The 24,491-nt window shown below is 46.4% G+C and carries 25 protein-coding genes; 11 read left to right on the forward strand and 14 right to left on the reverse strand.

Annotated features, from left to right (window positions below; all coding sequences use genetic code 11):
* Positions 1-801: 801 nt before the first annotated feature.
* The 3 genes from VNN20_08895 (at position 802) to VNN20_08905 (ending at position 1,855) form a co-directional block, all read left to right on the forward strand.
* Positions 802-1,170: an Mth938-like domain-containing protein gene (locus VNN20_08895; protein HWP92298.1), complete on the forward strand. Its 369-nt coding sequence runs from the start codon at positions 802-804 to the stop codon at positions 1,168-1,170.
* Positions 1,171-1,256: 86 nt separating this feature from the next.
* Entirely contained in the window at positions 1,257-1,460 is a 204-nt protein-coding gene (locus VNN20_08900) for a type II toxin-antitoxin system VapB family antitoxin (protein HWP92299.1), read from the forward strand.
* Entirely contained in the window at positions 1,460-1,855 is a 396-nt protein-coding gene (locus tag VNN20_08905; protein ID HWP92300.1) for a PIN domain nuclease, read from the forward strand. The genes VNN20_08900 and VNN20_08905 overlap by 1 nt, the downstream gene beginning before the upstream one ends.
* Before the next feature lie 54 nt (positions 1,856-1,909).
* Here the strand turns inward: VNN20_08905 and VNN20_08910 are convergent, their stop codons facing one another.
* Positions 1,910-2,101, reverse strand: coding sequence for a type II toxin-antitoxin system HicB family antitoxin (locus VNN20_08910; GenBank protein HWP92301.1), 192 nt, complete (start codon positions 2,099-2,101; stop codon positions 1,910-1,912).
* 94 nt (positions 2,102-2,195) lie between these two features.
* Between VNN20_08910 and VNN20_08915 the strand changes: the two genes are divergently transcribed.
* The 3 genes from VNN20_08915 to VNN20_08925 all read left to right on the forward strand — a co-directional run bounded on the left by VNN20_08915 (position 2,196) and on the right by VNN20_08925 (position 5,185).
* Positions 2,196-2,537, forward strand: a complete 342-nt coding sequence (locus VNN20_08915; protein ID HWP92302.1) for an MAE_28990/MAE_18760 family HEPN-like nuclease — start codon at positions 2,196-2,198, stop codon at positions 2,535-2,537.
* 157 nt (positions 2,538-2,694) lie between these two features.
* Positions 2,695-4,002 (forward strand): hypothetical protein, encoded by a 1,308-nt coding sequence (locus tag VNN20_08920; GenBank protein HWP92303.1) that lies wholly within the window; start codon positions 2,695-2,697, stop codon positions 4,000-4,002.
* A gap of 208 nt (positions 4,003-4,210) precedes the next feature.
* Positions 4,211-5,185, forward strand: a complete 975-nt coding sequence (locus VNN20_08925; protein ID HWP92304.1) for a D-glycerate dehydrogenase — start codon at positions 4,211-4,213, stop codon at positions 5,183-5,185.
* Positions 5,186-5,217: 32 nt separating this feature from the next.
* On the opposite strand, the gene VNN20_08930 is transcribed toward VNN20_08925, so the two are convergent.
* The 12 genes from VNN20_08930 to murJ form a co-directional block, all read right to left on the reverse strand.
* Positions 5,218-5,706, reverse strand: coding sequence for a hypothetical protein (locus VNN20_08930; GenBank protein HWP92305.1), 489 nt, complete (start codon positions 5,704-5,706; stop codon positions 5,218-5,220).
* Positions 5,707-5,944: 238 nt separating this feature from the next.
* Positions 5,945-6,793: a shikimate dehydrogenase gene (locus tag VNN20_08935; GenBank protein HWP92306.1), complete on the reverse strand. Its 849-nt coding sequence runs from the start codon at positions 6,791-6,793 to the stop codon at positions 5,945-5,947.
* 137 nt (positions 6,794-6,930) lie between these two features.
* Complete coding sequence (locus tag VNN20_08940; GenBank protein ID HWP92307.1) at positions 6,931-7,863, reverse strand: bifunctional riboflavin kinase/FAD synthetase; 933 nt, start codon at positions 7,861-7,863, stop codon at positions 6,931-6,933.
* Positions 7,860-8,534 (reverse strand): TrkA family potassium uptake protein, encoded by a 675-nt coding sequence (locus VNN20_08945; protein HWP92308.1) that lies wholly within the window; start codon positions 8,532-8,534, stop codon positions 7,860-7,862. Before VNN20_08945 ends, VNN20_08940 begins: the two co-directional genes overlap by 4 nt.
* Positions 8,531-9,871: a potassium transporter TrkG gene (locus tag VNN20_08950; GenBank protein HWP92309.1), complete on the reverse strand. Its 1,341-nt coding sequence runs from the start codon at positions 9,869-9,871 to the stop codon at positions 8,531-8,533. Before VNN20_08950 ends, VNN20_08945 begins: the two co-directional genes overlap by 4 nt.
* 131 nt (positions 9,872-10,002) lie before the next feature.
* Positions 10,003-11,454 carry a potassium transporter TrkG gene (locus tag VNN20_08955; protein HWP92310.1) on the reverse strand — a complete coding sequence of 484 codons (1,452 nt, stop codon included), beginning with the start codon at positions 11,452-11,454 and terminating at the stop codon, positions 10,003-10,005.
* Positions 11,454-12,776, reverse strand: a complete 1,323-nt coding sequence (gene trkA, locus VNN20_08960) for a Trk system potassium transporter TrkA (protein ID HWP92311.1) — start codon at positions 12,774-12,776, stop codon at positions 11,454-11,456. Before trkA ends, VNN20_08955 begins: the two co-directional genes overlap by 1 nt.
* Positions 12,777-12,919: 143 nt before the next feature.
* Positions 12,920-13,675: a prolipoprotein diacylglyceryl transferase gene (locus VNN20_08965; protein ID HWP92312.1), complete on the reverse strand. Its 756-nt coding sequence runs from the start codon at positions 13,673-13,675 to the stop codon at positions 12,920-12,922.
* 167 nt (positions 13,676-13,842) lie between these two features.
* Positions 13,843-15,537 (reverse strand): single-stranded-DNA-specific exonuclease RecJ, encoded by a 1,695-nt coding sequence (recJ, locus tag VNN20_08970; GenBank protein HWP92313.1) that lies wholly within the window; start codon positions 15,535-15,537, stop codon positions 13,843-13,845.
* 166 nt (positions 15,538-15,703) lie between these two features.
* Positions 15,704-16,147: a type II 3-dehydroquinate dehydratase gene (aroQ, locus tag VNN20_08975; protein ID HWP92314.1), complete on the reverse strand. Its 444-nt coding sequence runs from the start codon at positions 16,145-16,147 to the stop codon at positions 15,704-15,706.
* A gap of 136 nt (positions 16,148-16,283) precedes the next feature.
* Complete coding sequence (locus tag VNN20_08980) at positions 16,284-16,985, reverse strand: tetratricopeptide repeat protein (GenBank protein HWP92315.1); 702 nt, start codon at positions 16,983-16,985, stop codon at positions 16,284-16,286.
* Between the two features lie 83 nt (positions 16,986-17,068).
* A complete protein-coding gene (murJ, locus tag VNN20_08985; protein HWP92316.1) occupies positions 17,069-18,631 on the reverse strand; it encodes a murein biosynthesis integral membrane protein MurJ in 1,563 nt (520 codons plus the stop codon).
* A gap of 551 nt (positions 18,632-19,182) precedes the next feature.
* Between murJ and VNN20_08990 the strand changes: the two genes are divergently transcribed.
* Positions 19,183-20,139 carry an MBL fold metallo-hydrolase gene (locus VNN20_08990; GenBank protein ID HWP92317.1) on the forward strand — a complete coding sequence of 319 codons (957 nt, stop codon included), beginning with the start codon at positions 19,183-19,185 and terminating at the stop codon, positions 20,137-20,139.
* Between the two features lie 28 nt (positions 20,140-20,167).
* On the opposite strand, the gene VNN20_08995 is transcribed toward VNN20_08990, so the two are convergent.
* Complete coding sequence (locus tag VNN20_08995) at positions 20,168-20,386, reverse strand: DUF4911 domain-containing protein (protein ID HWP92318.1); 219 nt, start codon at positions 20,384-20,386, stop codon at positions 20,168-20,170.
* Positions 20,387-20,800: 414 nt separating this feature from the next.
* Between VNN20_08995 and mraZ the strand changes: the two genes are divergently transcribed.
* From mraZ to VNN20_09015, 4 genes are read left to right on the forward strand one after another with little or no spacing between them, the layout of a single operon-like run.
* Positions 20,801-21,247: a division/cell wall cluster transcriptional repressor MraZ gene (mraZ, locus tag VNN20_09000; protein ID HWP92319.1), complete on the forward strand. Its 447-nt coding sequence runs from the start codon at positions 20,801-20,803 to the stop codon at positions 21,245-21,247.
* A complete protein-coding gene (gene rsmH, locus VNN20_09005; protein ID HWP92320.1) occupies positions 21,244-22,209 on the forward strand; it encodes a 16S rRNA (cytosine(1402)-N(4))-methyltransferase RsmH in 966 nt (321 codons plus the stop codon). The genes mraZ and rsmH overlap by 4 nt, the downstream gene beginning before the upstream one ends.
* A gap of 3 nt (positions 22,210-22,212) precedes the next feature.
* Entirely contained in the window at positions 22,213-22,551 is a 339-nt protein-coding gene (locus VNN20_09010; protein ID HWP92321.1) for an FtsL-like putative cell division protein, read from the forward strand.
* On the forward strand, positions 22,548-24,464 hold the full coding sequence (locus VNN20_09015) for a penicillin-binding transpeptidase domain-containing protein (GenBank protein ID HWP92322.1): 1,917 nt from the start codon (positions 22,548-22,550) through the stop codon (positions 24,462-24,464). Before VNN20_09010 ends, VNN20_09015 begins: the two co-directional genes overlap by 4 nt.
* The last annotated feature ends 27 nt before the right edge of the window (positions 24,465-24,491 follow it).

Genomic DNA, 24,491 nt, shown 5'->3' on the forward strand with positions numbered 1-24,491 from the left:
TTCTCGTATCTTCAAAATAGCATTAAAAAACCAATCTGCTGAAGAATGATATGTCCATTTTTATCCGGCACATGTTAATCCCTTTACCACTTCTACTTTTTGTTCACTACCTCTACCCGTGCAGCTATCTGTCAAATTGTCATTTCGAATGTTCATATCGATGTCATTCCGAACGAATGTGAGGAATCTTTTGTGTTTTAAGATTTCTCCTTTCAGTCGAAATGACAGGTGGCAGAGTAGGGCTGAACAGTGTGGAAGTCGAGATAAATGCAGTTGAAGTCCAGGTGTCAGAATCCTAATTTGACATTCTTAGTATGTGCTTCTCACCTGTCATCGTTACAAACCCGTGAAGCCACTACCCTTGTCATTACCACATGTTACCCGATTAATACTTTCCGGTACGAGTTTAAATAGGAATCCCCCAATCTGTCATTCCCGCGCAAGCGGGAATCCAGTTTTTCAAAAAATGGGTCCCGATTAAGCTTGTCCCTGCACGTTATCCGATTAATACTTTCGGATACAAGCTTTAGCGGGGAACATTCGGGAATGACGGGTGAGTGAATCACCGATTGGTCCCCTGGTTTAACCGGGGGGACGGGGATGACATGGGGGGAGGAGCCCCGACTTGGTCTCCTGGTTTGACTGGGAGATAATCAATCAGAACCATTTATAGATGAGAATGCTTGAAGTAGTATTTACTCGATATCAATACATCTGCAGCTTGCAGAAAGTTTTTCATTTTTTATACAGTTCTGGTTACAATATTAAATATGTTATTTACGGTCGAAAATTAAAAACACCATGGTTATTTCTCCAAGAATAAAGAGAATATCCTGGGGTAGAATAGAGGTAGAAGGTAACGAGAAGCCATTCAAAGATGCCAAACTCTTTCCCGGAGGCTCCAGGGAATGGGATTGGAACGAAACCGGTACCCGTCATGTGCCGGGCATCCAACCCGCCGATGTAGAAGAATTGCTGGAGCACGGCGCTACTGAAGTGATACTTTCAAAAGGTGTGTACGAGCAACTCCAAGTTTGTCCGGAGACCCTGGAGATGCTCAAGCAAAGAGGTATCACCACACATGTATTGCAAACCGAAGAAGCAGTTAGGCTCTACAACGAGCTAAGGGAAAAGAAGAGAGTAGGTGGGCTATTTCATTCAACATGCTGACGCTTTAGGGGAAAGCTTGAATTATATTGACATACACATTTCCGACGGTTATTTTGTGTATGATATTTCGATACTGGAGATACCGAATGAAACGCACAAATATTGTCATCGATGAGTCATTGGTAAAAAAAGCGCTCAAGGCTACCGGACTCAAGACACGCAGAGAGTTGGTTGATTACGCCTTGCGTGAACTAATCCGTCGAGAATCCCAGAAAGACATTCTGGAATTAAAAGGAAAGGTTACATGGCAAGGTGATATCAAGGCTATGCGTAAAGGCCGAATATCCTAATGACTCTTGTAGATACTACAGTATGGATTGACCTATTCGCAGGCCGTAATACACCTCAGGTGTCTTCTTTTGAGTCATTGATAGTAAATAGAGAAGATATATGTTTATGCGGTGTTATTCTTACCGAGGTACTACAGGGAATCAGAGACGAGAAAGAATATCTAAAGACAGAATCGGTACTTTCAAACCTAATATATCTACCCATGGAACATGGTACGTTTCTTCTTGCCGCTGGCATATATAGGTCACTTCGATCAAAGGGTATCACAATTAGAAATTCCATTGACTGCATGATAGCGGCGGTTTGTATTGAAAATAAAATACCAATTCTACACAACGATAAGGATTTCGATCTGATTGCTAGAGAGTTTGATCTGGAGGTTTTAAAGGTATGATTCAACTAAATCTAATATTTCAACCTCCTATGCCCGAAATCTTGAGTGGCTTGCTCATACTGCTACTATTAGAGCTTCAAAATGTTCTTCCGGAATAGGTAAACCGTCTTCTTCAAGCGCCGAAATATATCCCTGAATCGCTTCTTTGATATTGGCGATAACTTCTTCTTTGCTTTTCCCTTGGCTTACACATCCAGGAAGGCTAGGACACTCCGCTACCCAATAGCCATCTTCACCGGGATAGATGATTGCTTGTCTCTTTGTTCAACTCATTCGGCAAGTCATTTTTAGAACTTAAATGATATCTTGGGTTATTTGTATTCCCCAACAAAAACAGAATATGAGAAAGCTTTTCGTTATTACTTTGTTTATAGTAGGGGTTTGGTTAGTCCTACGGGCTTTTCAGTCCTGGGAAGAGGCGTATTGTTCTAAATTATTTCTTGACAAGGTTTTCCGGGAGATTGTTTCTATGCTAGGTCTTGACTATTCGCCCTATGCTACTAAGGAAAAAATCATCGACGAGAGATTGCTTGGCTTAAGAAATAATATAGCTCATGGTAAATACCTTACGATAGATCTTAGGGATTACTTAGAACTGCATAGCGAAGTTATAACCATGCTGAACACTTTTAGAAATCAGATTGACAACTCAGCCAATACTCAATCTTATCTCCGAAGATGAAAGACTTAGGTAAGGAAATATTGTAAGCCCGTTTTACCAAAAGTATACAAAAGACTTCTACAACTATGACCCCGATTCCACAATCTTGCTCTTTGATAACCCTCCACACATTAGCTAAACTAAAGATTCACAATTCAATCCCAAAAGAGGAAAAGAGATGAGCAAGTATCCGAAAGGACTGGAGATGTTTATTGACTACCGGTTTATAGATGCGGTATTCCAGCGGAGGTCGAGGAGATTCGGGCTGGGGATGGAGATTGACAAAGGGCCTCTCAAGTATCAATCCAAGCATAATTCCGTCCCGCTTACCGAGCTTGAAGAGGCACTGCTGGTCTGGACTGGGCTGGGAATAAAGAGCATAAACCTTTCCGACTTTCCGCCACACGTGGGGCTCGACCTGGAGATGCAATTTACCAGTAAAACCATACCGGCACTCGGCGACGTTCATAGGACGGAGCTATTCTACACGAACGATAACGGCACGTACATGATTAAAATGCACGACAAAAAACCAGACGACTTTAAAGGCCTGGAAGGGTTGAGTCGAGAAGAAAGGGTAGAAAGAATACTGGAGCTATTCAAGGAATCGAGGATAACCCTCGAAGATAAGCGCGCACATCTGCCCAACCGTCCGCCTGGTATCGCCGCACATAATCTATGGAATGTCAATAAACCGGGCACGACCGTGTTCATGCCGGTGACAGACCTCTCCGCTTGCATCATAAACCTCTACTTTTTCTACATGAGACCGGACCACCGGTTTAACTTTGTCGACGAACTCCACGGAATGAGGCCGCCCGGAACTGCCGGATGGCTCAAAAAGGGATTAATAGACGAAGGGAAGAGGATGCCGCTCATCGAGGCGGAATTGAGATTTGCCAATGGCTATATCGCTGAGCAGGCCTTCATGGGCCAGAACATGGTGCTGGCACTACAGGCTCTTGGCCTAGGCGGTTGGCTTTTCAGCGGATTTGCCAGCATGTTCATGCTTGGTGGGACGCCCTTTTTTAGGGGACTGGGCTTTAGGTTTATAACCCCGAAGATTAAGGGTGAAACCGGAAACCCTAATCCGGTGGCGGTGGGTAAAGACGGTCTATTTGAAGCGTTTTGCCCTCCCTACTACAAAGATATGGGTGAGGCGGTGGAAGCGCTTAACGATTTAAAATGGAGCAACTGGGCATCGCATAAAATGCCCTACAAAAATCCGGAAGGGGTGATGCAGGAGATCGAAAGGCCAAGCAAAGAGGAAATCCAAATCGTGAAGGATATCTGCAACTACGTGTATGACACCTACGGTAGATTCCCCGCTTTCTCAGACCCGATGTTCTTGCGGTTCATGGTTCAGGCCCATCATCTCGACCTTGATTTTTATGACCAGTTTTACCCGGAGGGCGCTTATACGGAGAACCACAAAAATCACTTCAAGCTCTGGCACCCGGAAATCCCCGACCCGTTTGAGAAATAAAAGAATTTTCAACCACTAAGGCACCGCGGCACAAAGGAAGAATATGCATCGTAAAAAAGTGGTTTCAAGAAAAAGTTCAGGAATCAGAATACAGGAGTTAAAATGGTTTTTTTTCTGACTCCTAACTTCTCTATTCTATATTTCAACTTCGTGTCTTAGTGTTGTCTGGACAAAGCTCGACACAGGTTTTGTGGTTAAATGTTTTCAAATGAAAAAGGTTTATATAACGGCCAATCTTCCCGGAAAATCAGTGGAGGATTTGAAGAGAGATTACAAAGTGGAGGTATTTTCGGAGGAACGCTCGCCGACTGAGGAGGAGATACTCCGGGGCGCAAGGGATGCTCACGCCTTGGTGGCTATGGTTACAGATAGAATTGATAGCACCGTTATCGACTCATGTCCAAGTCTCTTAGTTATTTCCAATTGCGGTGTTGGATACGAGAACATAGACGTAGACCATGCTACCAAAAGAGGGATCTTGGTGACAAATACGCCTGGGGTTCTCACCGAAACTACTGCAGACTTGGCTTGGGCGTTGATTTTCTCCGTTGCCCGAAGAATTATATCCGGAGATTCGTTTGTGCGGGAAGGTCGGTTTGTAGGCTGGAGGCCAACCCTTTTTTTGGGCGTTGATGTTCATGGAAAAACCCTGGGCATCTACGGCATGGGACGTATCGGCACGGCTATAGCCAGGAGGGCTAAGGGTTTTGACATGCGAGTTATTTACCACAATAGGAAGAGAAACGAAGAATCGGAAAAAGAAAGCGGAGCTATTTACGTTGATTTTCCTACTCTTTTGAGAGAGTCCGATTTTGTGGCCATTGCTGCACCCCTGAACGAAGGTAGCAGAGGTCGTTTTGGGCTCGATGAATTTAGACAAATGAAAAGAACTGCCGTACTGGTGAATGTAGGGCGGGGTCAGATCGTGAAGGAAAAGGAGCTGGCATTGGCCCTTGAGGAGAGAATCATCTGGGGGGCAGGACTCGATGTCTACGAGAGAGAGCCGGCTGTGGAAGAGAAACTTTTGAAACTGCGAAATGTGGTCCTTCTTCCTCATCTGGGGAGTGCTTCCCTTGAAACAAGGGAAAGGATGGCCAGCATGGCTGTAGAAAATGTGGTTCAAGCGCTGAGTGGTGAAGCCCCTCGAAATCTGGTTAACCCCGAGGTTCTTGATACGAGGTAGGGGCAACTCGGCGAGTCGCCTCTACAATTTATTTATCCGGTTGATGAGAGGCTGGGAAGGGGATTCTTGCCGCCGGTCAGCTTTTGCATTGTCTTGAAGACATCGCTTTCCTGAAACTCGGAGGGATTTATGGGGTCTGTGTATTCGTCCTCGAATTGTCGGTCATAAGAAATTATAAAAGCCTTTGCCTTGGCTATCTGGGTCCTCATAGGTTCCTGGTCCAGCTTTCCCAGCACTAGCTCGACGAACTGTTTTCCCTTTTCATCTCCGTAGAGTCTTATAGCCTCTTCCATTATTTTCTGATGTACGTCCGGTTCTACCTTTTTCAGCTCCTCTACGTTCTGCTCTATGGGTTCATATATGGAAATTAGCTTTTTGCACAGCTCCCTTATGGTTTTCATGTTTTCGTGGATCACATCTATTTTCTCCATCACATCGGGGAGGTCCTTCTCGTCGACATCGGAAAGGTCAAAACCTTTGTAGTTGCTGGGGTTATCATAGTCGAAATCATCCCTGGCCATTGTGCGTCCTCCTTATGGAGAATTCACTATACCGTACATTCTAATCATGATGAAAAACATTTCAACTGGTTTTGATTCGACCTTGAAATTATATAGGATCCTGGAAAACATGGTTTTTGGGCGAGGCTGAAGCTAAAAATTATTCCGGACACGTCTGGAATCTCCATTTGGTGGAAATAGGAAGGCTAATATTAAGATAATTAAAATAGACCAGGCCCTGTAGGTCCTTACGACAAAGTTATTGGATGGCTTTTCTCATAGCCTCTACCGGGGCGTCTATTCCCGTCCATATCTTGAAGCTTTCTACTCCTTGATATAAAAGCATACTGAGTCCTCCGGAGACCTTGTGACCAAGCTCCTTTGCTCTTTTGATAAGCTCGGTCTGGCGAGGCTTATAAACTAAGTCATATACCTTCGAGTCTTTGGGCAGGAACTCGAGGGGTATATCGAATAGACTGCTACCCTCCATTCCGGCAGAAGTGGCGTTAACCAGGAGGTTAGTGCTACCCAGACAGCTTTCGACCATCTGCTTATCCTCGGGGGAAATAGCCTCGATCATCGTGTCTTTGAAGTGCTTTTTGAACTCGGATACCAGTTTTTTTGCTTTGTCGAAGGTCCGGTTTATCAGGTAAACATGGGATGCGTCATTCATGCATAGCGCCGAAAGCACAGCTCGCCCCGCTCCCCCGGCTCCCAATACAGTCACACTCAAACCCTTTGGATGAAGCCCTAGATCCTCCTTTATCGCCCTAAGAAATCCTCCCACATCTGTGTTATACCCTTTCAGCTTTCCGTTATCGTTCTTCACTGTATTGACGGCGCCGGTAAGTGCCACCTCGGGAGAGATTTGATCTAGGAAAAAGGTCATGCTTTCCTTGTGGGGAATGGTGATGTTCACCCCGGCGATTCCCAGGGACTTGATTGCGCGAGCGGCAGACTCAAGGTCCTTAGGCTGTATATCGAAAGCAACGTATACGCAGTCTAGATCAAGCGCCTGGAAAGCACAGTTGTGCATTATCGGGGAAAGGCTATGGTTTACCGGATGACCAAAGATACCATAGACCTTGGTAGTTGCTTTTATGCTCAAATATCGTCCCCCTTAGCCTCGAAGTATACCACTAACATTCGAGAAAAGTCTAAGTTTACAGTATCTGAAGCAGGGCTAAAAGATTCGCTGCCTTTCGTATCAGCCCGCAAGGCGGCCTAATTCCAAACCTCAGCGGGCTATAGACCGACCGTGCTCTTTTTATCAAAAATCTCTTTCGCCTTCTCCACGTCCTTTCTAATCTCTGCAACCAGAGCATCGACGCTTTCGAACCGTCTTTCGTCTCTCAATCTTTCTAAGAACTCCAGTCTCATGGTTTTTCCGTAAACGTCGCCACTGAAATCAAGTAGGTGAGTTTCTATGAGTAGCTGGTTAGCATCGAAGGTGGGGCGGATACCGACGTTGGTTATGCTCTTGAAGATTTTCTCGTCAATGTACGCCCAGGTAACGTAAACTCCTCTTTTAGGAAGAAGCTCCCAGTCGGTATCTAGGTTGGCGGTGGGGAAGCCGAGCACCCTTCCCCTCTTTTCTCCCTCTTTTATTCTGCCCTCGATAAAGAAATTTCTGCCAAGGAATCTTCCCGCTTTTTCCACCTTTCCGTTTTCGATCAAATCCCTAATAACGGTGCTGCTGACCGGTTCGTTGTCCAGGGAAACGGGTTCCACTATTTTGGTCTCGAAGCCATGGGTCCTGCCCAGCGATTCCAGCAAATCGATGTTGCCTTCTCTTTTCCTGCCGAAAAAAAAGTCCGGACCCACGAATATAGTCCTAACACGCAACTTTCTTACTAGGGTGTCTCTCACAAAATCCTTGGCGGATATTTGGGCAAACTCTTTGGTGAAATTAAAGCATACGGTTATGTCTACTCCTTCTTTCTCCAGGAGTTTCAGTCTTTCTCTCAGGGGGACTATGAGCGGCATGGCTGTTCCGCGGAGCACCTTCTGGGGATGAGGGTGAAAAGTGACAACACAGGAATGAAGACCCTTTTCCCGGGCCTCATTTTTCAGGAGCCCGATGATTTTCTTATGTCCTACGTGAACCCCATCGAAGATTCCGATGGTTACGGATGTAGGAAATTCAAGCGGTTCTTCGGGGTTGAAAATTATCTTCATATCCTGAGTTTCTTGAATCCTTCGATTGCTTTCTCCTCTCCGAGTACGAAGAGTACATCACCGGCCATGATTTTATCCTCCGGACGCGGGACTATGGAAACCTCTTTTCCTTCCGCGGTTTTTCTGTTTATCCAGACCACGGTTATGCCATACTTTGACCTTATGTGGGCTTCTTGGAGGGTCTTATCACATAGTTCCTTTGGGGCTTTCATTTCCACTAAGGCGTAGCCCTCGTGGAGGTTTATCTGTTCAAAAACATGTGGGGTACTCAATTTGTCTGCCAGTCTCAGGGCTGCTTCCCTTTCTGGGAATATAACTTCTGTTGCCCCAATTTTTTCGACTATTCTAGCGTGGTCCTGAGAAATTGCTTTGACGATTATTCTTGTTATTCCGATGTCGCGTATATGTAAGGTAGCCAGCACGCTTGCATCTATCCTGCTTTCTCCCAGGCTTATTACCGCTGCATCAATCGACCCCAGGCCGATTTGGTCCAGTGCCTCTCTTTCAGAAACATCTGCTACTACCGCTTCGGAAACATAATCCTTGGCCTCAGCAACCCTTTTTTCATCGATGTCGATGGCAATAACTTCCTGGCCTTTTTCAAAAAGTCTTCTTGCCAAATAAGACCCGAAATTGCCCAGCCCGCAAACTAGAAATCTGGCTCTCTTCATCCAACCATGACTCTTTCTTCTGCGTATTTAAAACGAACTGGCTTTTCTCCTCCGACTGCCAGGGCGATGGCAAGTGGTCCCACCCTTCCGATAAGCATAGTGAAGATTACCACAATTTTACCAAAAGTTGAGAGCTTTGCGGTAAGCCCGAGGGAGAGCCCCACTGTTCCAAAAGCAGATACGATTTCAAAAAGCGCATCCATATAGATACCGGGCATTTTAGTATAGGAGATTGCCCAACTTTCTGATGCAGTCAGCACTACTGACATGAAAATTATCACCAGTGAACTTGCCGTGACCACGGCAATACCCTTGGATACAAGGTCTCGGGGTATTGTTCTATTAGAAAGAAAAACCTCTTCTCTTCCCAAGGAGCGGTCTTTGATGAAAGCGAGCAGCACGGCGAGGGTTGAAGTTTTTATACCGCCGCCGCATGAGCCCGGAGATGCACCGATAAACATTAAAATAATCATGATGAAAAGCGTAGAGCTTGAGAATAGGGTGAGGTCTATGGTGTTAAATCCGGTCGTCCTGGCAGTAGCAGATTGAAAAATAGAAATGAGAATTTTCTCTTTTAGCGGCATTTCTTTCAAAGCTCCATTCCATTCAAGCCCCAGGATGGCTACCCCGCCGCCCACTAGGAGAACTACGCTTAGTAAAAGTACGATCCGGGAATGAAGGGAGATTTGCGGAATTTTTTTCAAAAAGTAGAGTCTCAAGTCGCGGACAACCAAAAAACCTATACCGCCGGTCACTAGGACGAAGATCAGAACCAGGTTTACTCCGGTATGATTCTTATATCCGATGAAGCTATCCGGGTAAAAGGAGAAGCCAGCATTGCAGAAAGCAGCCACCGAATGGAAAAGAGCGGTAAAAAAACCACCTTCCGGAATAAACATGAAAAGAAAGAGCGCTCCTACAAGTTCGACCAGTAATGTAAATAGAACAATCTCGAATAACAGTGTTCTGAAGTTGGTCACCCCGAAATGGGCGAAGGAGTCACGTATCACTGCTCTATTCTTCAAGCTCAGTCTGCCGGTGAGTACGGAAGTAAAAACGGCGCCGTAGGTAGCAATACCCAGCCCTCCTACCTGAATCAGTAGAAGAATCACTATCTTCCCAAAATCGGTAAATTTAGTGCCGGTGTCTACCACAATTAGTCCAGTAACACACACTGCAGACGTGGCCGTAAAAAGGGCATCGACGAAGGATATTCCGCCATGGGTGGCGATAGGGAGTTTGAGTAGAACTCCCCCGATGACACATGCGGCGGCGAATGTTAGGACGACAAGCTGTGTGGGATTAAGTTCTTTAAGCCGGTCTTTCTGTTCGGGCATCTAATAAATTGGGGGATATTATACCATTTTCAGTCGTTCAAATGCTTTGGTTTAATGCGGGAAGGTTTATTTAATAATCTTGGATTAGCGGAAATAGATTGTGCTTTCGGAAATTGGGCTTAACGTTGGCGTTACTTTCTCCAGAACGCCGGGGCAAAAAGAACCAGGATGGTGAATAGTTCAAGCCTTCCCAGAAGCATAAGCAGCGAGAGGACGATTTTGGACAAGGAGGTTAGGCCGGCGTAGTTGAGAGTGGGGCCTACTTGCTCCAGCCCTGGTCCTACGTTCCCAATGGTTGCCGCACAGGCCGAAATTGCGGTAACTATAGAGGCCCCTTCAGCCATGATAAGCAAGGTTCCGATTAGAAAGACCACCAAGTAAAGCAAAAAGAATCCGGTTGCACTGGATACCGCTTCTTCGCTGACTGCTTTTTTCCCTAGCCTTATCGGTAGGACCGCCTTTGGATAAATCAACTTGTGAATTTCTCTGTAGCATTTTTTCAAAAGAATCATGATGCGTATGTTTTTGATAGCACCGGAGGTCGACCCGGCACAACCTCCCAGAAACATCAGTATCAGAAGAAGCCATTTGGAGAAGGAAGGCCACAGGTCAAAATTATCCGTGGCAAAGCCGGTGGTGGTTCCTATCGATACTACTTGGAACGAAGCGGCTCTCAGAGCATCGAGAAAGTCCGGATTCATTCTCATCCATAGCTCTAACGTCACGAGGATAATTGCGCCGATGGTTAAAAACAGATAGAACCCAAATTCGGGGTCCCGGATAAGCTTCTTGTAGTCTCCTCTCAAGAGTCCGTAATGAAGGACGAAATTCATCCCGGCGATAAACATAAAAAAAATGACCACAATCTCGATGTAGGGGTTTCCAAAGGCACCGATGCTCAGGTTCTTAGTCGAGTATCCGCCCGTAGACATGGTGGAGAAGGTGTGGACGATGGAATCGTAGACCGACATCCCGGCCAAGAAAAGCAACAAAGCCTGGATGGCCGAAAACAGCAGATACACAACCCACAGTTTTTTTGCCGTCTCCGTAATCCGCGGCGTCAGCTTTTCGGTAGTAGGACCGGGAACCTCCAGGGACATAAGCTGCATCCCGCCCACCGCTAACCGGGGAAGAATGGCGATTCCCAGGATTATGATGCCCATTCCGCCAAGCCATTGGGTGAGGTTTCGCCAGAACAAGATTCCGTGCGGGAATAATTCGATGTCCCTCATGACACTAGCTCCGGTGGTAGTGAATCCGGATACCGATTCAAAAAAGGCGTCAACCGGATTTTCGAAAACGCCGTAGACAACATAAGGAATAGCCCCAAAAATGCTGGCGGACAACCAGCACAGGCTGGCGATGAGAAAGGCCTCCCTTCTCTCCAGTTCCTCGAAATCCTCGGATGTTTTAGTCAGAATCTCCAAGGTCAGTCCAAATACGGAGGTTATAATGGCAGAAATCAGAAAGGTCTCTAGGTCGTCCTCCCCGTAGATGAGGGAACAAACCGCCGGGACCAGCATAAGCAGTCCCAAAAATTTTAGAAAGTGGCCTATGGGATTGAGGGAAAGTTTTATGTTCACTAGCCGAGAATCTTCTCTACGTTTTTTACTGCCTCGGGAAGAGAGAAAACAATTAGCCTGTCCCCTAGAAGCGGTTTGTAGTCTCCCCGGGGTATGATTACTTCGCTCCCACGAGAGACAATTCCGACTATGGCCCCATGTGGAAATCCTGCTTTTTGAAGCGGACAGTCGAGGATTTTTGTATTCTTGGTTACTTCAAATTCCAGCACTTCTGCTTTTCCTTCTTCGACTAGAGCTACGTGAGTAACCCCCCCGATTCTTAGATGGCTCAAAATTTCGTTAGCGGTGGCAAGCCTCACGCTCACCGCCCTGTCCACGCCGATCGCCTCGATTACCTCTATGTACTCGGGCTTGGTGTAGAGAACAGTAGCCTTCTTAGCCCCCAGATTCTTGGCCAGGAGTGCGCTGAATACATTATCCTCGTCATCACCGGTGAGGGCGATGAAGTAATCGGCGGAAGCGACGCCGGCTTCTTTGAGCGTTTCGCTGTCTGTGGCATCGCCATTGAATACTAACACGCTCGGTAGATCTTCGGCGATTCTCCTGGCCTGGTTAGGGTCATTCTCGATTAACCTCACGGAAATCTCATGCTCACAAAGGTTCATCGCCACTTTACTACCGATTTTTCCACCGCCTACTATGACCACCGATTCTACTTTTTCCTCTCTCACTCCAAGAAGTTCCTTGAGTCTTTGAAGGACCGACGGGACTCCAAAGGCAAAAACGTAGTCTCCTGCCTTTAACCTGGTTTCCCCGGTGGGTATGGTAATCTTTCCGTTTCTGGATACTGCCACGAATATCCAGGATTTAGCCGGGCCCAGCTCGGCTAGCTTCTTTCCGATTATCGGGGCGGATTCTTCTATCTTTAGCTTCAGCATCTGAATCTTGCCCATGGCAAACGTTTCCGTCTTCCAGGCGAAAGGTGCACTGATGAGGCCGGTAATTTTCTCGGCAACTATAGACCCGGTATTGACGATTAGTATCTCCGGCCTTTTGAGAAGAGCCGGATACTCCAGGTATCTGGGGTCGTCAATCCGGGCAATGACCCTTTGGATCCCGTGAGAGTGGGAAAAAAGGGCGGAAAGGATATTGGTTCGGTCATCTCCGGAGACGCAAATTACTATATCAGCCTTCTCTATCTCCGCTTCTTTCAAGACGGCCGGGTTGTCTCCGTCGCCCTGAATGGTAAGAACGTCGAGTGTTTCTTTAATCCGCTCGACCGTGTCCCTCTCTTTCTCGATGACCACGATGTCGTGTTCCTGAGAGAGACTTTTTGCCAGAAAGGACCCGATTTGACCGGCTCCTATGATTACAATGCGCATTCAAGAATTCCTGTATTAAATAATGGGTATGGTGTTATGGAGTAGTAAGTTTAACAACTCTATCCCACTTTACAAAATGCTTTCTTTGCCTGGAATGGTTTGAATTCGTTCTATATGGGGCAATAAAAGATCGCCCTCGCTTTCTAGCTCCTAGCCTTGGCGGCGGCCCTAAGCTGAATGAGCTTCAAAACCCCTAGAATTATTATTCCAACTGAAATTAGCTGAGCCTGAGAAAGTCCGGGAATAAAGCTGGGACTGGTATTTCGGATGAATTCTATGAGAAATCTTTCAATTCCCAGTAAGATAAACATGACTGAGGAGAGCCAGCCATTAGGTCTCTCTTTCTTACGAATCTTCCAGATAAAGAGGAATAAACCAATCATTAGGAGGGTGTCATATACCTGGGTGGGATGAACCCTTTCCATGGTTGGGGGCGCACCATGGGGAAAAGCCATAGCCCAGGGCAGGTCTGACGGGGTTCCGTAATCGTCGCCCACCAGAAAGCAGCCGACCCTGCCGACAGCGTATGCCAATATGAGCCCGGGGGCCAGGGAGTCCGTGACTGCCCAGTAGCTTACTTTTTTTTTCCATACAACGAGCCCGATCAGCAAGAGGGCCCCGATCAACCCTCCATAGAAGGTGAGTCCTGAGGAGAGATACTGGACGGGGTCAGCTACCAGTTCGGATAAAGTTACATTCTGTAGGAGGAAAAGGACCTTTCCCCCGCCTATTCCTCCTAATACACAGGCGAGGAGTAGCAAATCAGCCAGGTTCCCGTTTAGTCCCCTCCGCTTGAGTTCTATCTCACCTAACCAGTAACCAACCAGGAAGGCAAGGAGTACCATGACGGAGTAGGAGGAGATTACCACGTCTCCTATTCTAAAAAGCACCGGGTACATATATCTTCTCGACTCCGCTTTTTATTTTGAGGAGTTTAAAGCTAACACGGTTTGAATGGAGCTGCAAATGGATTTGTTTTCTTATGGCTAAAGCCAACCACTCTGATAAACAGCACTTAGTCGGTTCATGTAGACAGCACAGCCTTTCCCGCTTTCGCCATTCCCTATTACCAATCCACATCCATTATGCGGAGCCTAACCTCTTTTTTTCCATTCCAGGTGTTGAACTCCGGAGTGAAAACAACGTCAACCTTATGGGGAAGGGTAACCGGCTCTTTGAGGTTAAACCAGATGGCATCAAAAAATCTCCCATTCTGTCTTAGCTTAAGGCCCAGGTGTTTATCTTTATAGTTTCGTTGGGAAACTACGTCGACCGATTGTGCCAAAAGGAGCGGCTCATGATTTCCAATCCCAAAAGGGGCGAGTAGACCGAGCTCGGAGACCACCGAATCGTTGATATCGGCTAGATTCACCAGACAATCGATCTTGAGCTTCGATACAAAGTCACCGTCTGATTTTTGAACCGCTTTTTCAAACAGGGCCCTTAACTTATCGATGTTTTCCTCTTTGATGGAGATACCTGCGGCCAACTCATGCCCACCGAATTTCTGGAATAGTTCCCCGCACTCGGAAAGCGCCGAATAGATATTTATTCCCTCGACGCTCCTGCCCGACCCTTTGCCGATTCCATCATCGCCGACGGCAATGAGAATGGCCGGCCTTTGGTATCTTTCCACGATTCTCGATGCCACTATGCCTATTACTCCGGGGTGCCAATTTGGAGACGACAGAACCAGGGAGTTAGAATTGAGAAGGCTGGGATTAGACTCGATTTGTGAAACAGCATCGATAAAAATCTCCTCTTCGATATCCTGCCTCTTTGAGTTTTCCTGGTTGAGTTTTTTGGCCAGCTCCCTGGCCCGTTCCAAATCCGAAGCGATCAAAAGCTCAACGGCGGCTCTGGCGCTGTTTAATCTTCCCGAGGCGTTCACCCTGGGGCCGAGTTTGAAGCCGAGATCATAAGAATCTACCGCTTCCTTGATGCCGCTAGCCTCCTTCAGTGCCATAATCCCCGGGCGCTTGGGGTTTAACATCCTCTTTATTCCCTCTTTCACCAGGATGCGGTTTACGTTTGTAAGAGGCGCGCAGTCGGCTACCGTTCCTAGGGCAACTAGGTCTAGGTAATCCCCCAGGTTGGGCTCGGTTCCTTTGAAAAAACCGGAATCCCTGAGGGCTCTTCTCAAAGCTATGGCCAGGTTGTAGACCACTCCGACGCCGGTAACCTCCTTCCCGGGATAGGCACATCCGGATTGGTGCGGATTCAAGACCGAAACGGCGTCGGGAATTAGTTCCGGTGGTTCGTGATGGTCAGTAACGATGAAATCGATTCCTAATTTTTTGGCCTCTTCTACCTCTTTCCAGGCGGTAATGCCACAATCACCCGAGATTATCAAGGAGACCTCTTCCGCCTTGAGTTTGTGAATGGCCTCCGTGTTAACACCATATCCCTCTTTTATCCGGTCCGGGTTATAGTAGGTGACGCTGGCGCCTAGATTACCGAGAAAGGTATATAGTAGAGCGGTAGCGGTAACGCCGTCGACATCGTAGTCTCCATAAATGGCAATCTTCTCTTTTTTCTCTACGGCCGATTTTAATCTTTCTACTGCCTTGTCCATACCCTTCATGAGATAAGGTGAAGGGAGGTCAAAGAGGCTGCTTTTGATGAAGAGCTCTGCCTCCGCTTCGTTCTCTACTCCGCGGTTAATCAAAACCTGAGCGGTGAGAGGAGATATTCCGAGGGTCTTGGTAATTTTCTCTCTGAGCTTGGGATTTTCTTTTTCTAAAACCCAGTTTTTTTTCATTTGTTAATATCTAGCCACGAATATTCACGAATCAGCACTGATGCAACAATCCCAGACTTCGTCGAGAGCTCAATCGAACGATGCATGATCCGTGATTAAAGAAAATTTTCTATCCTGCATCGTGTATCGTGCATCTCGATCGCTTTCATTCGTATCAATTCGTGGTTTACTCGCTTTTCCTCTTCAGGTGGCTCACCAGCCCTCTCAATCCCAGCAGGTAACTATCCACCCCGAATCCGGATATTACCCCAATGGCCACGCCGGAAATAAAAGACTTCTGTCTGAACTCCTCTCGTTTAAAAATGTTTGAAATATGAACCTCCGCTGTGGGTATGCCGGTAGAGGTAATGGCGTCTCTAATGGCGATGCTGGTATGGGTATAAGCGCCTGGATTAATAACTATTCCATTCAATTTTCCCATCCCTTCCTGAATTTTGCTTACTATATCGCCCTCAGAGTTTGACTGGAAGAAATCAATACCAATGCCCAATACCTTTGCCTCTTTCTGGAGAAGGTTGTTGATTTCATCCAGGTTTGTCGTGCCGTATACTTCCGGCTCTCGTTTTCCGAGAAGGTTGAGATTGGGTCCGTGTATTACCAGGATCTTCATTTTTTAGTCCTCGATGATGCATTTAAATCATTAATTAACATAGGCCTGGTGCAAAGACAAACTATGTAAGATGCAAGATTCATGATGCATGATGAAAAGATGTATTTTATATCGTGCATCCTGTATCCTGCATCATTCATTTCTTGTTCACAAAACCGGCTTTTTCACTCAACAAATATGCTTTTGCCCTTTTCAATTTTCTCTCCAAAGAATCATTCGTCCGGTCGCGCTCTAATAGTTTTTCGTAAACCCCCGCGGCATCGGCATAAAACCCCTGGCTCATGTAAAGATCGGCCATGGTTTCGGTGTATATTTCTGCCTGCAGGAGGTTCGGAAAAGACTCTTCACCATCCTGGTCGCCGATGGATTCTGGTTCATCTGTTGATTCTATCTCCCCAGTGAGAGAGATCTCTCGTTCAAGTTCTTCGATGACCAACTTTAATTCATCGTCCCCGGGAATGTAAAACGAAATGGACTGGGCAATACCAAGGGCTTTATGCGGTTCGCCCTCGTCCCGGTAGATTTGTATGAGAATCTTACCCGCCGCCACATTATCCGGGGCGGACTGCAGCACCTCTCCCATCTCCTTTTTGGCTTGGTTTATCATTCCTCGGTCAAGATGTATCTTTCCTAAAAGGAACTTTGCGGTGACGTTGTCCGGGTTCCGTCTCAAACCTTCCACCAGGATATCGGTGGCCCGGTCAAATTGCGACCTTTTTATCAAGATTTCTGCCAGGAAGACGAAGGCGGCAGAGGAGGGATTTTCGATCAAAAGTTTCTCGTACTTTTCTTTGAGATAATTTAATTCTTCTTCGTTAGACTCTCTCACTTTGCTCATAATACCCTTAGTTGATAATAATGTAAATTATGAGTATTAGACAGGAAAGTAATCTAGGGAAAAACTTCTATATTTTTATCATCTCAGGTAATTTTTCTTCTTATCATGCTGATTAGAAAATCAAGTTCCCCTATCCTTAAAAGCTTTGTTAAAGCGAGGTAAGTTGCCATAGAAGCGAAGAACGAGGTAGTGAACACCACGAGTTTCTGAGTGGAAATACCGCTTTGCTCCCATTCAGAAAAAGTAGAAATCTTCCAAGCCAATGCCCCCATTATCAGTGATGCAAATGCAATTTTAATGCAGTATATCAAGGTGTTTTTTAATTCTATCTTTCCCATGCGTTTATTCAGCGCGAAAAACAAAAGAGAAAAGTTAAAGATTGAGGAAACGGAGCTTGCAAGAGCGAGCCCAGTGTGATTGAGTCCAAGCGTAAACCCGAGAATATATCCAAATGCGGCGTTGACTATGAAGGCAAAGAAGGCAAACAGAACTGGGGTCCTAGTATCCTGCATGGCGTAGAAAGCCGGGGCTGTTATCCTTACCCCCGCTACCGCCCAGAGCCCTAGGCTATATCCGAGAAGAGCTTGAGAAGTGAAAATAGTAGCTTCATGCGTGAATTCCCCCCTTTGATAGAGGAGGTTGCATATAGGGACTCTAAGGGCTATAAGCCCGGTAAGAGCAGGAGCTATTAAAAAAAGCATAAATCTTAGTGCGAATGAATAACTTTCCCTAAATCTTTCTACTTCTCCTTTTGATACCTGGGAAGAGAGACTAGGAAGAAGGACCGTGGCGATAGATACGGCGATGATTCCCAGGGGAAATTCCATCAGTCTTTCTGAATAGTAGAGGTAGGAGACGGTTCCCTCCGGAAGGTGTGATCCATACTGTGTGCTTATTAAGATGTTCAGATTATAGACAGCAACTCCAAAAAGTTGAGGGGCCATTAGGAAGGCTATTTTTTTCACTGCCGGATGTCGCAGGTTTTTCGTAAAGCTATGTATAAAACCAGTACTCCTCAGAAAAGGAATCTGGAAAATATATTGTATAGCCCCTCCGATAATAACTCCTATAGCTAGAGAAAAAATCGGAATGCTGAGGCTTTGATGAAGGAGAAAAATTACGGAGATGCTCCCTATATTGAAAGCCACTTGGGCAAAAGCTGGGGCGAAAAAACGTTTTAGCGAATTTAGTATCCCCATGGATAGTGCGGTGAGAGATGCGAAGAAGATATAAGGAAACATTACTCGATTAAGGTCTACTGCGAGGTTAAAAGTCTCACCTTTAAAACCGGATGCAAAAAGTTTGATTATGAATGGAGAGAGCACCACTCCGAGAAAAGAAACCAGGATTAAAACCATGAAAAGAAGCGTGAACGTAGCGTCAGACACCCTTTTAGCTTCTTCTCTACCGTTTTTCTCCAGGTATTCAGTGAATACAGGGATGAAGGATATGGTAAGGGAACCTTCAGCAAGAAGCCTGCGTAGAAGATTCGGAATTCTAAAAGCTACATAGTATGCGTCGGTATCTGCTTTTGCTCCAAAGAAATAGGCTATTACCATGTCCCTTAGGTAGCCGGTTATTCGGCTGAGCAGTGTTATGAATCCTACGACCCCTGCGGAACGAGTGATTTCCTCTTCATGCTTCATCGAGGCGTGTAGTTTATATCAAGACTATAAGCAATCAAGAAAGAGAGAATTTAGCCAGCATGTCTCTTTTGCTGATTTCGCCGTACAATCGGTGAGTTGGATGCATAAACTGGTAAAATATTAATCCGTCCTTGAGTTAAACAGTCGGATTGATAAAGACGGTAGGAATAATATCGCTTAAACAGTGAGTATTGCCTCTAACACGGTGAAGTTGCATTATCTTGCACTAGAAGAGATGGTTAGAATTAAAGCAAATGTAATATGATGTAGGGAACGCATATATTTCGACGGAGTTTATCCTGAGGAATTATGTTAAAAAGGGGTTAAGTATAAACGGTTCCCTTCTTATAATTAACACAATACATAAGGAGGGAACAGTCATGGAGAAAGTCGAAGGGCTCAGTACAGGTATATGTTCCTTACATTTTACTAAGCTCATCGACGAGCACATTCCGTTTCTCAAAATGGCTCTTTGATTTCCCTTTGTCAAAAGGGTTACGATGAACGAGTTGAGTAATCAGAATTAGATAAGTAATAAAGAGGCCAGGTTAATGGAATATTCAATAGCTGAAAGAAAGCCAGGCGTTTGGTTTGTCGATTTGAAGGTAGGGGGCGAGAGGGAATATACCGGAGCATATATCGTTGCCACGGGAAATGAAGTTGCCTTCGTGGAAGTAGGGCCTTCGACCACAGCGGATAGTATGCTTAAGGCGCTCGATGAAATCGGATACCGTCCTGAAAATGTTAAATACCTACTACCCACCCACGTTCATCTGGACCACGCCGGCGCTGCCGGGGCCCTGGTGAAGCATCTTCCGAGCGCTTATGTTATTTCACATAAAAGGGCAGTTCCTCATATGGTTGACCCGGAATCGACGCTGTGGAGGGCAGCGAATAAGGTCCTGGGATTTGTGGCGGAGATCTACGGAAAGCCAGAACCAGTCCCGCCAGAAAAAATTATTCCGGTCGAGGACGAAATCGGAATCTATGTAGGGAAACTCCATTTGAAGATTATTTCAACGCCGGGACATGCCAGCCATCATCTCTCCGTCTTTCTCCTTCAACATAGCATTGTTTTCACCGGGGATGCTGCCGGCATATACGTGCCAAGCCTCGATGTGGTGCTTCCGGCTACGCCGCCGCCTTTTAGACTGGGCCAAGCGCTAAGATCCATCGAGGCTATGATTTCGCTCGGACCCAAGCTGGTTGCTTATACCCATTTCGACCTCTCCGCAGACGGAGAAAGAAACCTGAAGAAGCATTACTATCAACTTATCCATTGGTATGAAACTGCGAAGAAAGCCGTTACGAATGGGATGAATGATCCCGATGACTTTTTTGATCTGATTGCAGAACGGGACTACGACCTGAAGAAGTTCCTTTTAAATTCGCATAATCTGGATGGTCTAAGACGAGGTGTGGAGACTAGTTTAAGAGGATTTATGCTGATGGTGGAGGAGGAAAGAACGGAGGGTCAAGCCCTTGAGAGACAGGTGGAATCGAGCTAGAGAAGGTATTAGAATCAAGGTTGTATAATCAAAAGCCCGATTCTACTTCTTCAAACTCAATCTCCCTCTTCAGGTTTCTTAGGACCTCCCTAGTTTCCTCCACCAGGTCATCGGTGGGAATAATTTTAATTATCCCGAGCTCTACATTCTCGGTCCTAACCCATGCCAGGTGTGAATAGGTTCCGAGGATTGACTGAAGGTAAACTGTGTCGCTAGGGTCAAGAAGCTTTATGTATATGGTAGCCATGCTATAGAATAACTCCCGGCGATAATCAGTCAACACTTTAATTACTAAGGTCTTATAGATGGTTACATTATATACTTAAAGCGAACTGTGTTCATTTCAGGGCAATTTTAGTGACACCATATTTTTTGAATTTCATACCCATAGCCCGGATATCCAAAATTCTATGAGATAATAAAAGGTGCAAAAAGACAGAGTGATTGGGGTGTGATGATTAATGACCAGTCGAAAATCGGGAGGGGAAGCTACGCTTTATTTGTTTTTATTTGGTTACAATCCTGTGAATACGCTTGTCTTAGCCCCCTCCCATATAAAAAATTAAAAAATTTCACAAAGTTACTTGACAAAGTTTACACGTTTTTATATAGTGGTTTAAAGTGGCATAAAGTGGCATAATAAGGCGTCTGAGAGCATGTAATGTTCCGCGGCAGATATGAACACACCATGACCGATAAAGGGCGAATTAGCGTGCCTTCAAAGTTTAGAGAGGTCCTGAAAGAAAAGTACGATGATGAAACCCTGGTGATAACCAACTTTGACAAGTGCTTAGCCGCCTATCCGGTAAAGGAATGGAATGAGATAGAAAAAAAAGCGGCAGAACTACCCCAGTTCAGACAAGAGGTGATTTCTTTCCTTAGATATTTGATGGGTTCGGCCATCGATTGCCAGATAGATGGGTCTGGTAGGGTGCTTATACCTCAAGCTCTAAGAAACCACGCCCAGATTAAACGAGATGTTGTTATGATCGGCATGCTCAGCCGGTTTGAGATATGGTCGAGAGAGCTTTGGGAAGAAGAGGAATCCAAGAAGGCTTACGAGGAGTTCAAGAGGAGTAGGGAAATCTTGGCGGGTCAGCGATTATGAACATTGAGAAGGCGGTGTTGGAGATAAAAAATCCGGTACACAAGCCGGTGATGGTGAAGGAAGCGGTAGAGTTCTTGCGTCCTTATCCTGGTGGTATATACGTAGATGCCACTCTGGGGCTGGGAGGGCATACCGAGGCGATTCTAAAATACTCCGAGTATAGGGCCAAGATCATAGGATTCGATATCGACGATGAATCACTTTCCCTATCCAAAAAAAGACTATCCGGCTCTGCCGGTCAAGTCGTGTTTGTGAACAGGAACTACTCGGAGATCCAAGAGGTGCTCGAGTCGATGGGGGTGGATGAGCTGGACGGAATAGTGGCTGACCTGGGGATGTCTTCATTCCATATAGAGGCAAGCGGTAGAGGATTCAGCTTTCTCAAGGACGAGCCGCTCGACATGAGAATGGATGCCAGATTGAGATTCACCGCTAGCGACTTAGTCAATGAAATGGATGAGGAGGAGATTTCCAGGATTCTTAGCACATACGGCGAAGAGAAATGGTCTAAAAGAATAGCCCGGGAGATACTTAGATTCCGCCGAGGGGCGGCTATAAAAACGTCTGCTCAGCTTGCGGATATAGTTTCCGGTGCCATCCCGAAACAGTTTCATCCCCAAAACATTCACCCGGCAACCAAGACCTTTCAAGCGTTTCGTATAGCAGTCAACAATGAACTGGAAAACCTGGAACGCTTCTTACAAGAGGCCGTTCCCTTGGTTAAGGTCGGCGGAAGAATAGTCATAATCTCTTTTCATTCCCTGGAAGACAGGCTGGTAAAAAACACGTTCAAGAAGCTATCGTCGCCTTGCATTTGCCCCCCCGGTCTGCCCAGATGCGGATGCGGAAGAAAAAGTATCCTCAAGATAATTACCCGTTCCCCGGTCATGGCCGGGGTAGAAGAATTACTGGATAACCCGAGGGCAAGGAGCGCAAAATTAAGAGTAGGAGAGAGGATATAAGCCATGGCCCTGGCCAGGACTATTAGAGTAAGAGGGAATTCAACTTTAGAGAGGGTGGTATTTTCCACGAGGTTTCTGGTGGCGATTATATTGGTCATGGTTCTGGCTATTGCCTACATAACCATCAAGGTCGAGGCGACAAGAATGGGTTATGAGATTTCAGCCAGTAAGAGGGAAGAAGAAAAATTACTCAAAGAAAACCTTCTTCTCACCGCCGAGCTAATGAGGCTGAAATCGCCTCAAAGGGTCGAGGGTCTGGCGCATGAGCTCGGTTTTAAGTTTCCCACTCCGGAAGACCTTATATATATAGAAGAGAATACCTTAATCGGGGAGAGCAAATGACAGGAAGGAAAAGCTCCAAAAAGAGGATATCGTTGGCCAGGGACTTGACGAAACCAATGTGGAAAATCTCGATTGTCGGCGGGATGCTGCTCATACTTTTTACTGCAGTATCGGTCAGGGCTTTAAAGCTCCAGGTGCTCAGCACGGATAAGGCCTTTGAACTGGCCAGAAAGCAACACACCGGCCTTTTCACCCTCCTTCCCCGTCGAGGGAGGATACTGGACATAAATAAGAAGGAACTGGCCATAAACGTAGATGCGGTATCCAGTTATGTGCATCCGGGGAATGTGAAAGACCCGAAGCAGTTTTCTCTAGTGCTTTCAAAGTTGGTAAAGCGCCCCCAAAAAGAAGTACTCAATATGCTGCTTTCCCAAAAACCGTTTGTTTGGATAACCAGGCTGGGCGAGCCGGAGCTGATTTCTAAGCTAAAAAGCGCTAATTTAGACGGTATAGGTTTTGTAGATGAGCCCAAAAGGGTTTATCCGAACGGCCACCTGGCCGGGCAGGTCCTAGGTTTTACCAATATCGACTCAAAGGGGATAGAGGGAATCGAGTATGAATTCGAGAGTTTACTCGCCGGCAGCCCGGGCAGAATTACCGTGAAGAGGGATGCCCGAGGAAGGCATATAATCAGCACTCCCACCGATGTCGAAGCCAGCGTTTCCGGCTACGACATCATCCTCCACCTGGACTCACAAATTCAATACATAGTGGAGAAGGAGCTTAAGGAAGGCATAAAAAAGGCATCGGCAGAAAAAGGGATGGCTCTTCTCATGGACCCGGAGACCGGTGCGATACTGGCAATGGCTTCATATCCTTTTTTCGACCCAAACGAATTCAATAAGTACAGCGGGGACTCCAGGAGGAACCTGCCGATTTGGTACTCGTTCGAGCCGGGTTCGACCATCAAGATGTTTTTGGCCGCTGCCGCCCTGGAGGACAAGAAGGTCAATCTGTCGTCAAAGTTTGATTGCGAGAATGGCAAGAGAAAGGTGGGACCTTACTTTATAAACGATGTTCACCCCTACGGGGTGTTGAATGTGGCCCAAATCGTGGAGTTGTCTAGCAATGTATGCGCCTCTAAGATAGCCGAGACCCTGGGCAAGGACCGGTTCCATGCCTATCTTAGGTCTTTCGGGTTTGGGGAAAAGACAGAAATCGACCTGCCCGGAGAATCAACCGGAAGACTGGCCAGCCCCAAGAAATGGGGGCCGGTTGAACTGGCCACGCTCTCCTTTGGTCAGGGGATCTCGGTTACCGCTATCCAACTGGCGTCGGCACTGTCGGCCATCGCCAACGGAGGCTACCTTTTGAAACCGCGTGTGGTCAAAGAAATAGTGAGTCCGGACGGCAAGGTGGTAAAGGGAAATGAGCCAGAAGTGGTCGGCCGGGTTATATCATACGATACTGCCGAGACCATCAAGGGAATTTTGGAAGGGGTTGTGGAGAATGGCACGGGTAAACAGGCTTCGATTCCCGGCTATCGGGTAGCCGGAAAGACCGGTACGGCCCAGATTCCCAACCCGGAAACCGGAGGGTATTATTCTAACCGCTACCTGTCTTCTTTCATCGGTTTTGCCCCGGTTGATGACCCTAAGATAACACTGGTCATAGTGGTGGAGAACCCTAAAACCAGCAACTACGGCGGGGTTGTAGCCGCTCCGATATTCAGGGCAATTACGGAGAAGGTTCTTTTCTACAAGGGGATTCCTCCTCAAAAAGGCTTCGTAGAAGCAAAGATAATGCCCGATCTTCGCGGTAAGAGCGCAAGGGATATTCTCAGATGGGCGGAAAAAGAGGGGCTCAAGGTTAAGTTAACCGGAAGCGGATATGTCAAGGACCAAAAACCGCGGGCCGGAGAAAGGATAAAGGCGGACACGGTTTGCTCCGTAGAGTTAAGGCAGACGATATAATAAGCTGGTATATAATTTGATCCCTCG

This window comes from Thermodesulfobacteriota bacterium, assembly GCA_035559815.1.
Classification (GTDB): Bacteria; Desulfobacterota_D; UBA1144; order Nemesobacterales; family CSP1-2; genus DATMAT01.

Excerpts from the sequence above, each read along its gene's own strand:
- VNN20_08895 (HWP92298.1), top strand. The coding sequence starts at position 802 with ATGGTTATTTCTCCAAGAATAAAGAGAATATCCTGGGGTAGAATAGAG.
- VNN20_08900 (HWP92299.1), top strand. The coding sequence starts at position 1,257 with ATGAAACGCACAAATATTGTCATCGATGAGTCATTGGTAAAAAAAGCG.
- VNN20_08905 (HWP92300.1), top strand. The coding sequence starts at position 1,460 with ATGACTCTTGTAGATACTACAGTATGGATTGACCTATTCGCAGGCCGT.
- VNN20_08915 (HWP92302.1), top strand. The coding sequence starts at position 2,196 with ATGAGAAAGCTTTTCGTTATTACTTTGTTTATAGTAGGGGTTTGGTTA.
- VNN20_08920 (HWP92303.1), top strand. The coding sequence starts at position 2,695 with ATGAGCAAGTATCCGAAAGGACTGGAGATGTTTATTGACTACCGGTTT.
- VNN20_08925 (HWP92304.1), top strand. The coding sequence starts at position 4,211 with ATGAAAAAGGTTTATATAACGGCCAATCTTCCCGGAAAATCAGTGGAG.
- VNN20_08930 (HWP92305.1), bottom strand. The coding sequence starts at position 5,706 with ATGGCCAGGGATGATTTCGACTATGATAACCCCAGCAACTACAAAGGT.
- VNN20_08940 (HWP92307.1), bottom strand. The coding sequence starts at position 7,863 with ATGAAGATAATTTTCAACCCCGAAGAACCGCTTGAATTTCCTACATCC.
- VNN20_08945 (HWP92308.1), bottom strand. The coding sequence starts at position 8,534 with ATGAAGAGAGCCAGATTTCTAGTTTGCGGGCTGGGCAATTTCGGGTCT.
- VNN20_08950 (HWP92309.1), bottom strand. The coding sequence starts at position 9,871 with ATGCCCGAACAGAAAGACCGGCTTAAAGAACTTAATCCCACACAGCTT.
- trkA (HWP92311.1), bottom strand. The coding sequence starts at position 12,776 with ATGCGCATTGTAATCATAGGAGCCGGTCAAATCGGGTCCTTTCTGGCA.
- VNN20_08965 (HWP92312.1), bottom strand. The coding sequence starts at position 13,675 with ATGTACCCGGTGCTTTTTAGAATAGGAGACGTGGTAATCTCCTCCTAC.
- recJ (HWP92313.1), bottom strand. The coding sequence starts at position 15,537 with ATGAAAAAAAACTGGGTTTTAGAAAAAGAAAATCCCAAGCTCAGAGAG.
- aroQ (HWP92314.1), bottom strand. The coding sequence starts at position 16,147 with ATGAAGATCCTGGTAATACACGGACCCAATCTCAACCTTCTCGGAAAA.
- VNN20_08980 (HWP92315.1), bottom strand. The coding sequence starts at position 16,985 with ATGAGCAAAGTGAGAGAGTCTAACGAAGAAGAATTAAATTATCTCAAA.
- murJ (HWP92316.1), bottom strand. The coding sequence starts at position 18,631 with ATGAAGCATGAAGAGGAAATCACTCGTTCCGCAGGGGTCGTAGGATTC.
- VNN20_08990 (HWP92317.1), top strand. The coding sequence starts at position 19,183 with ATGGAATATTCAATAGCTGAAAGAAAGCCAGGCGTTTGGTTTGTCGAT.
- VNN20_08995 (HWP92318.1), bottom strand. The coding sequence starts at position 20,386 with ATGGCTACCATATACATAAAGCTTCTTGACCCTAGCGACACAGTTTAC.
- mraZ (HWP92319.1), top strand. The coding sequence starts at position 20,801 with ATGTTCCGCGGCAGATATGAACACACCATGACCGATAAAGGGCGAATT.
- rsmH (HWP92320.1), top strand. The coding sequence starts at position 21,244 with ATGAACATTGAGAAGGCGGTGTTGGAGATAAAAAATCCGGTACACAAG.
- VNN20_09010 (HWP92321.1), top strand. The coding sequence starts at position 22,213 with ATGGCCCTGGCCAGGACTATTAGAGTAAGAGGGAATTCAACTTTAGAG.
- VNN20_09015 (HWP92322.1), top strand. The coding sequence starts at position 22,548 with ATGACAGGAAGGAAAAGCTCCAAAAAGAGGATATCGTTGGCCAGGGAC.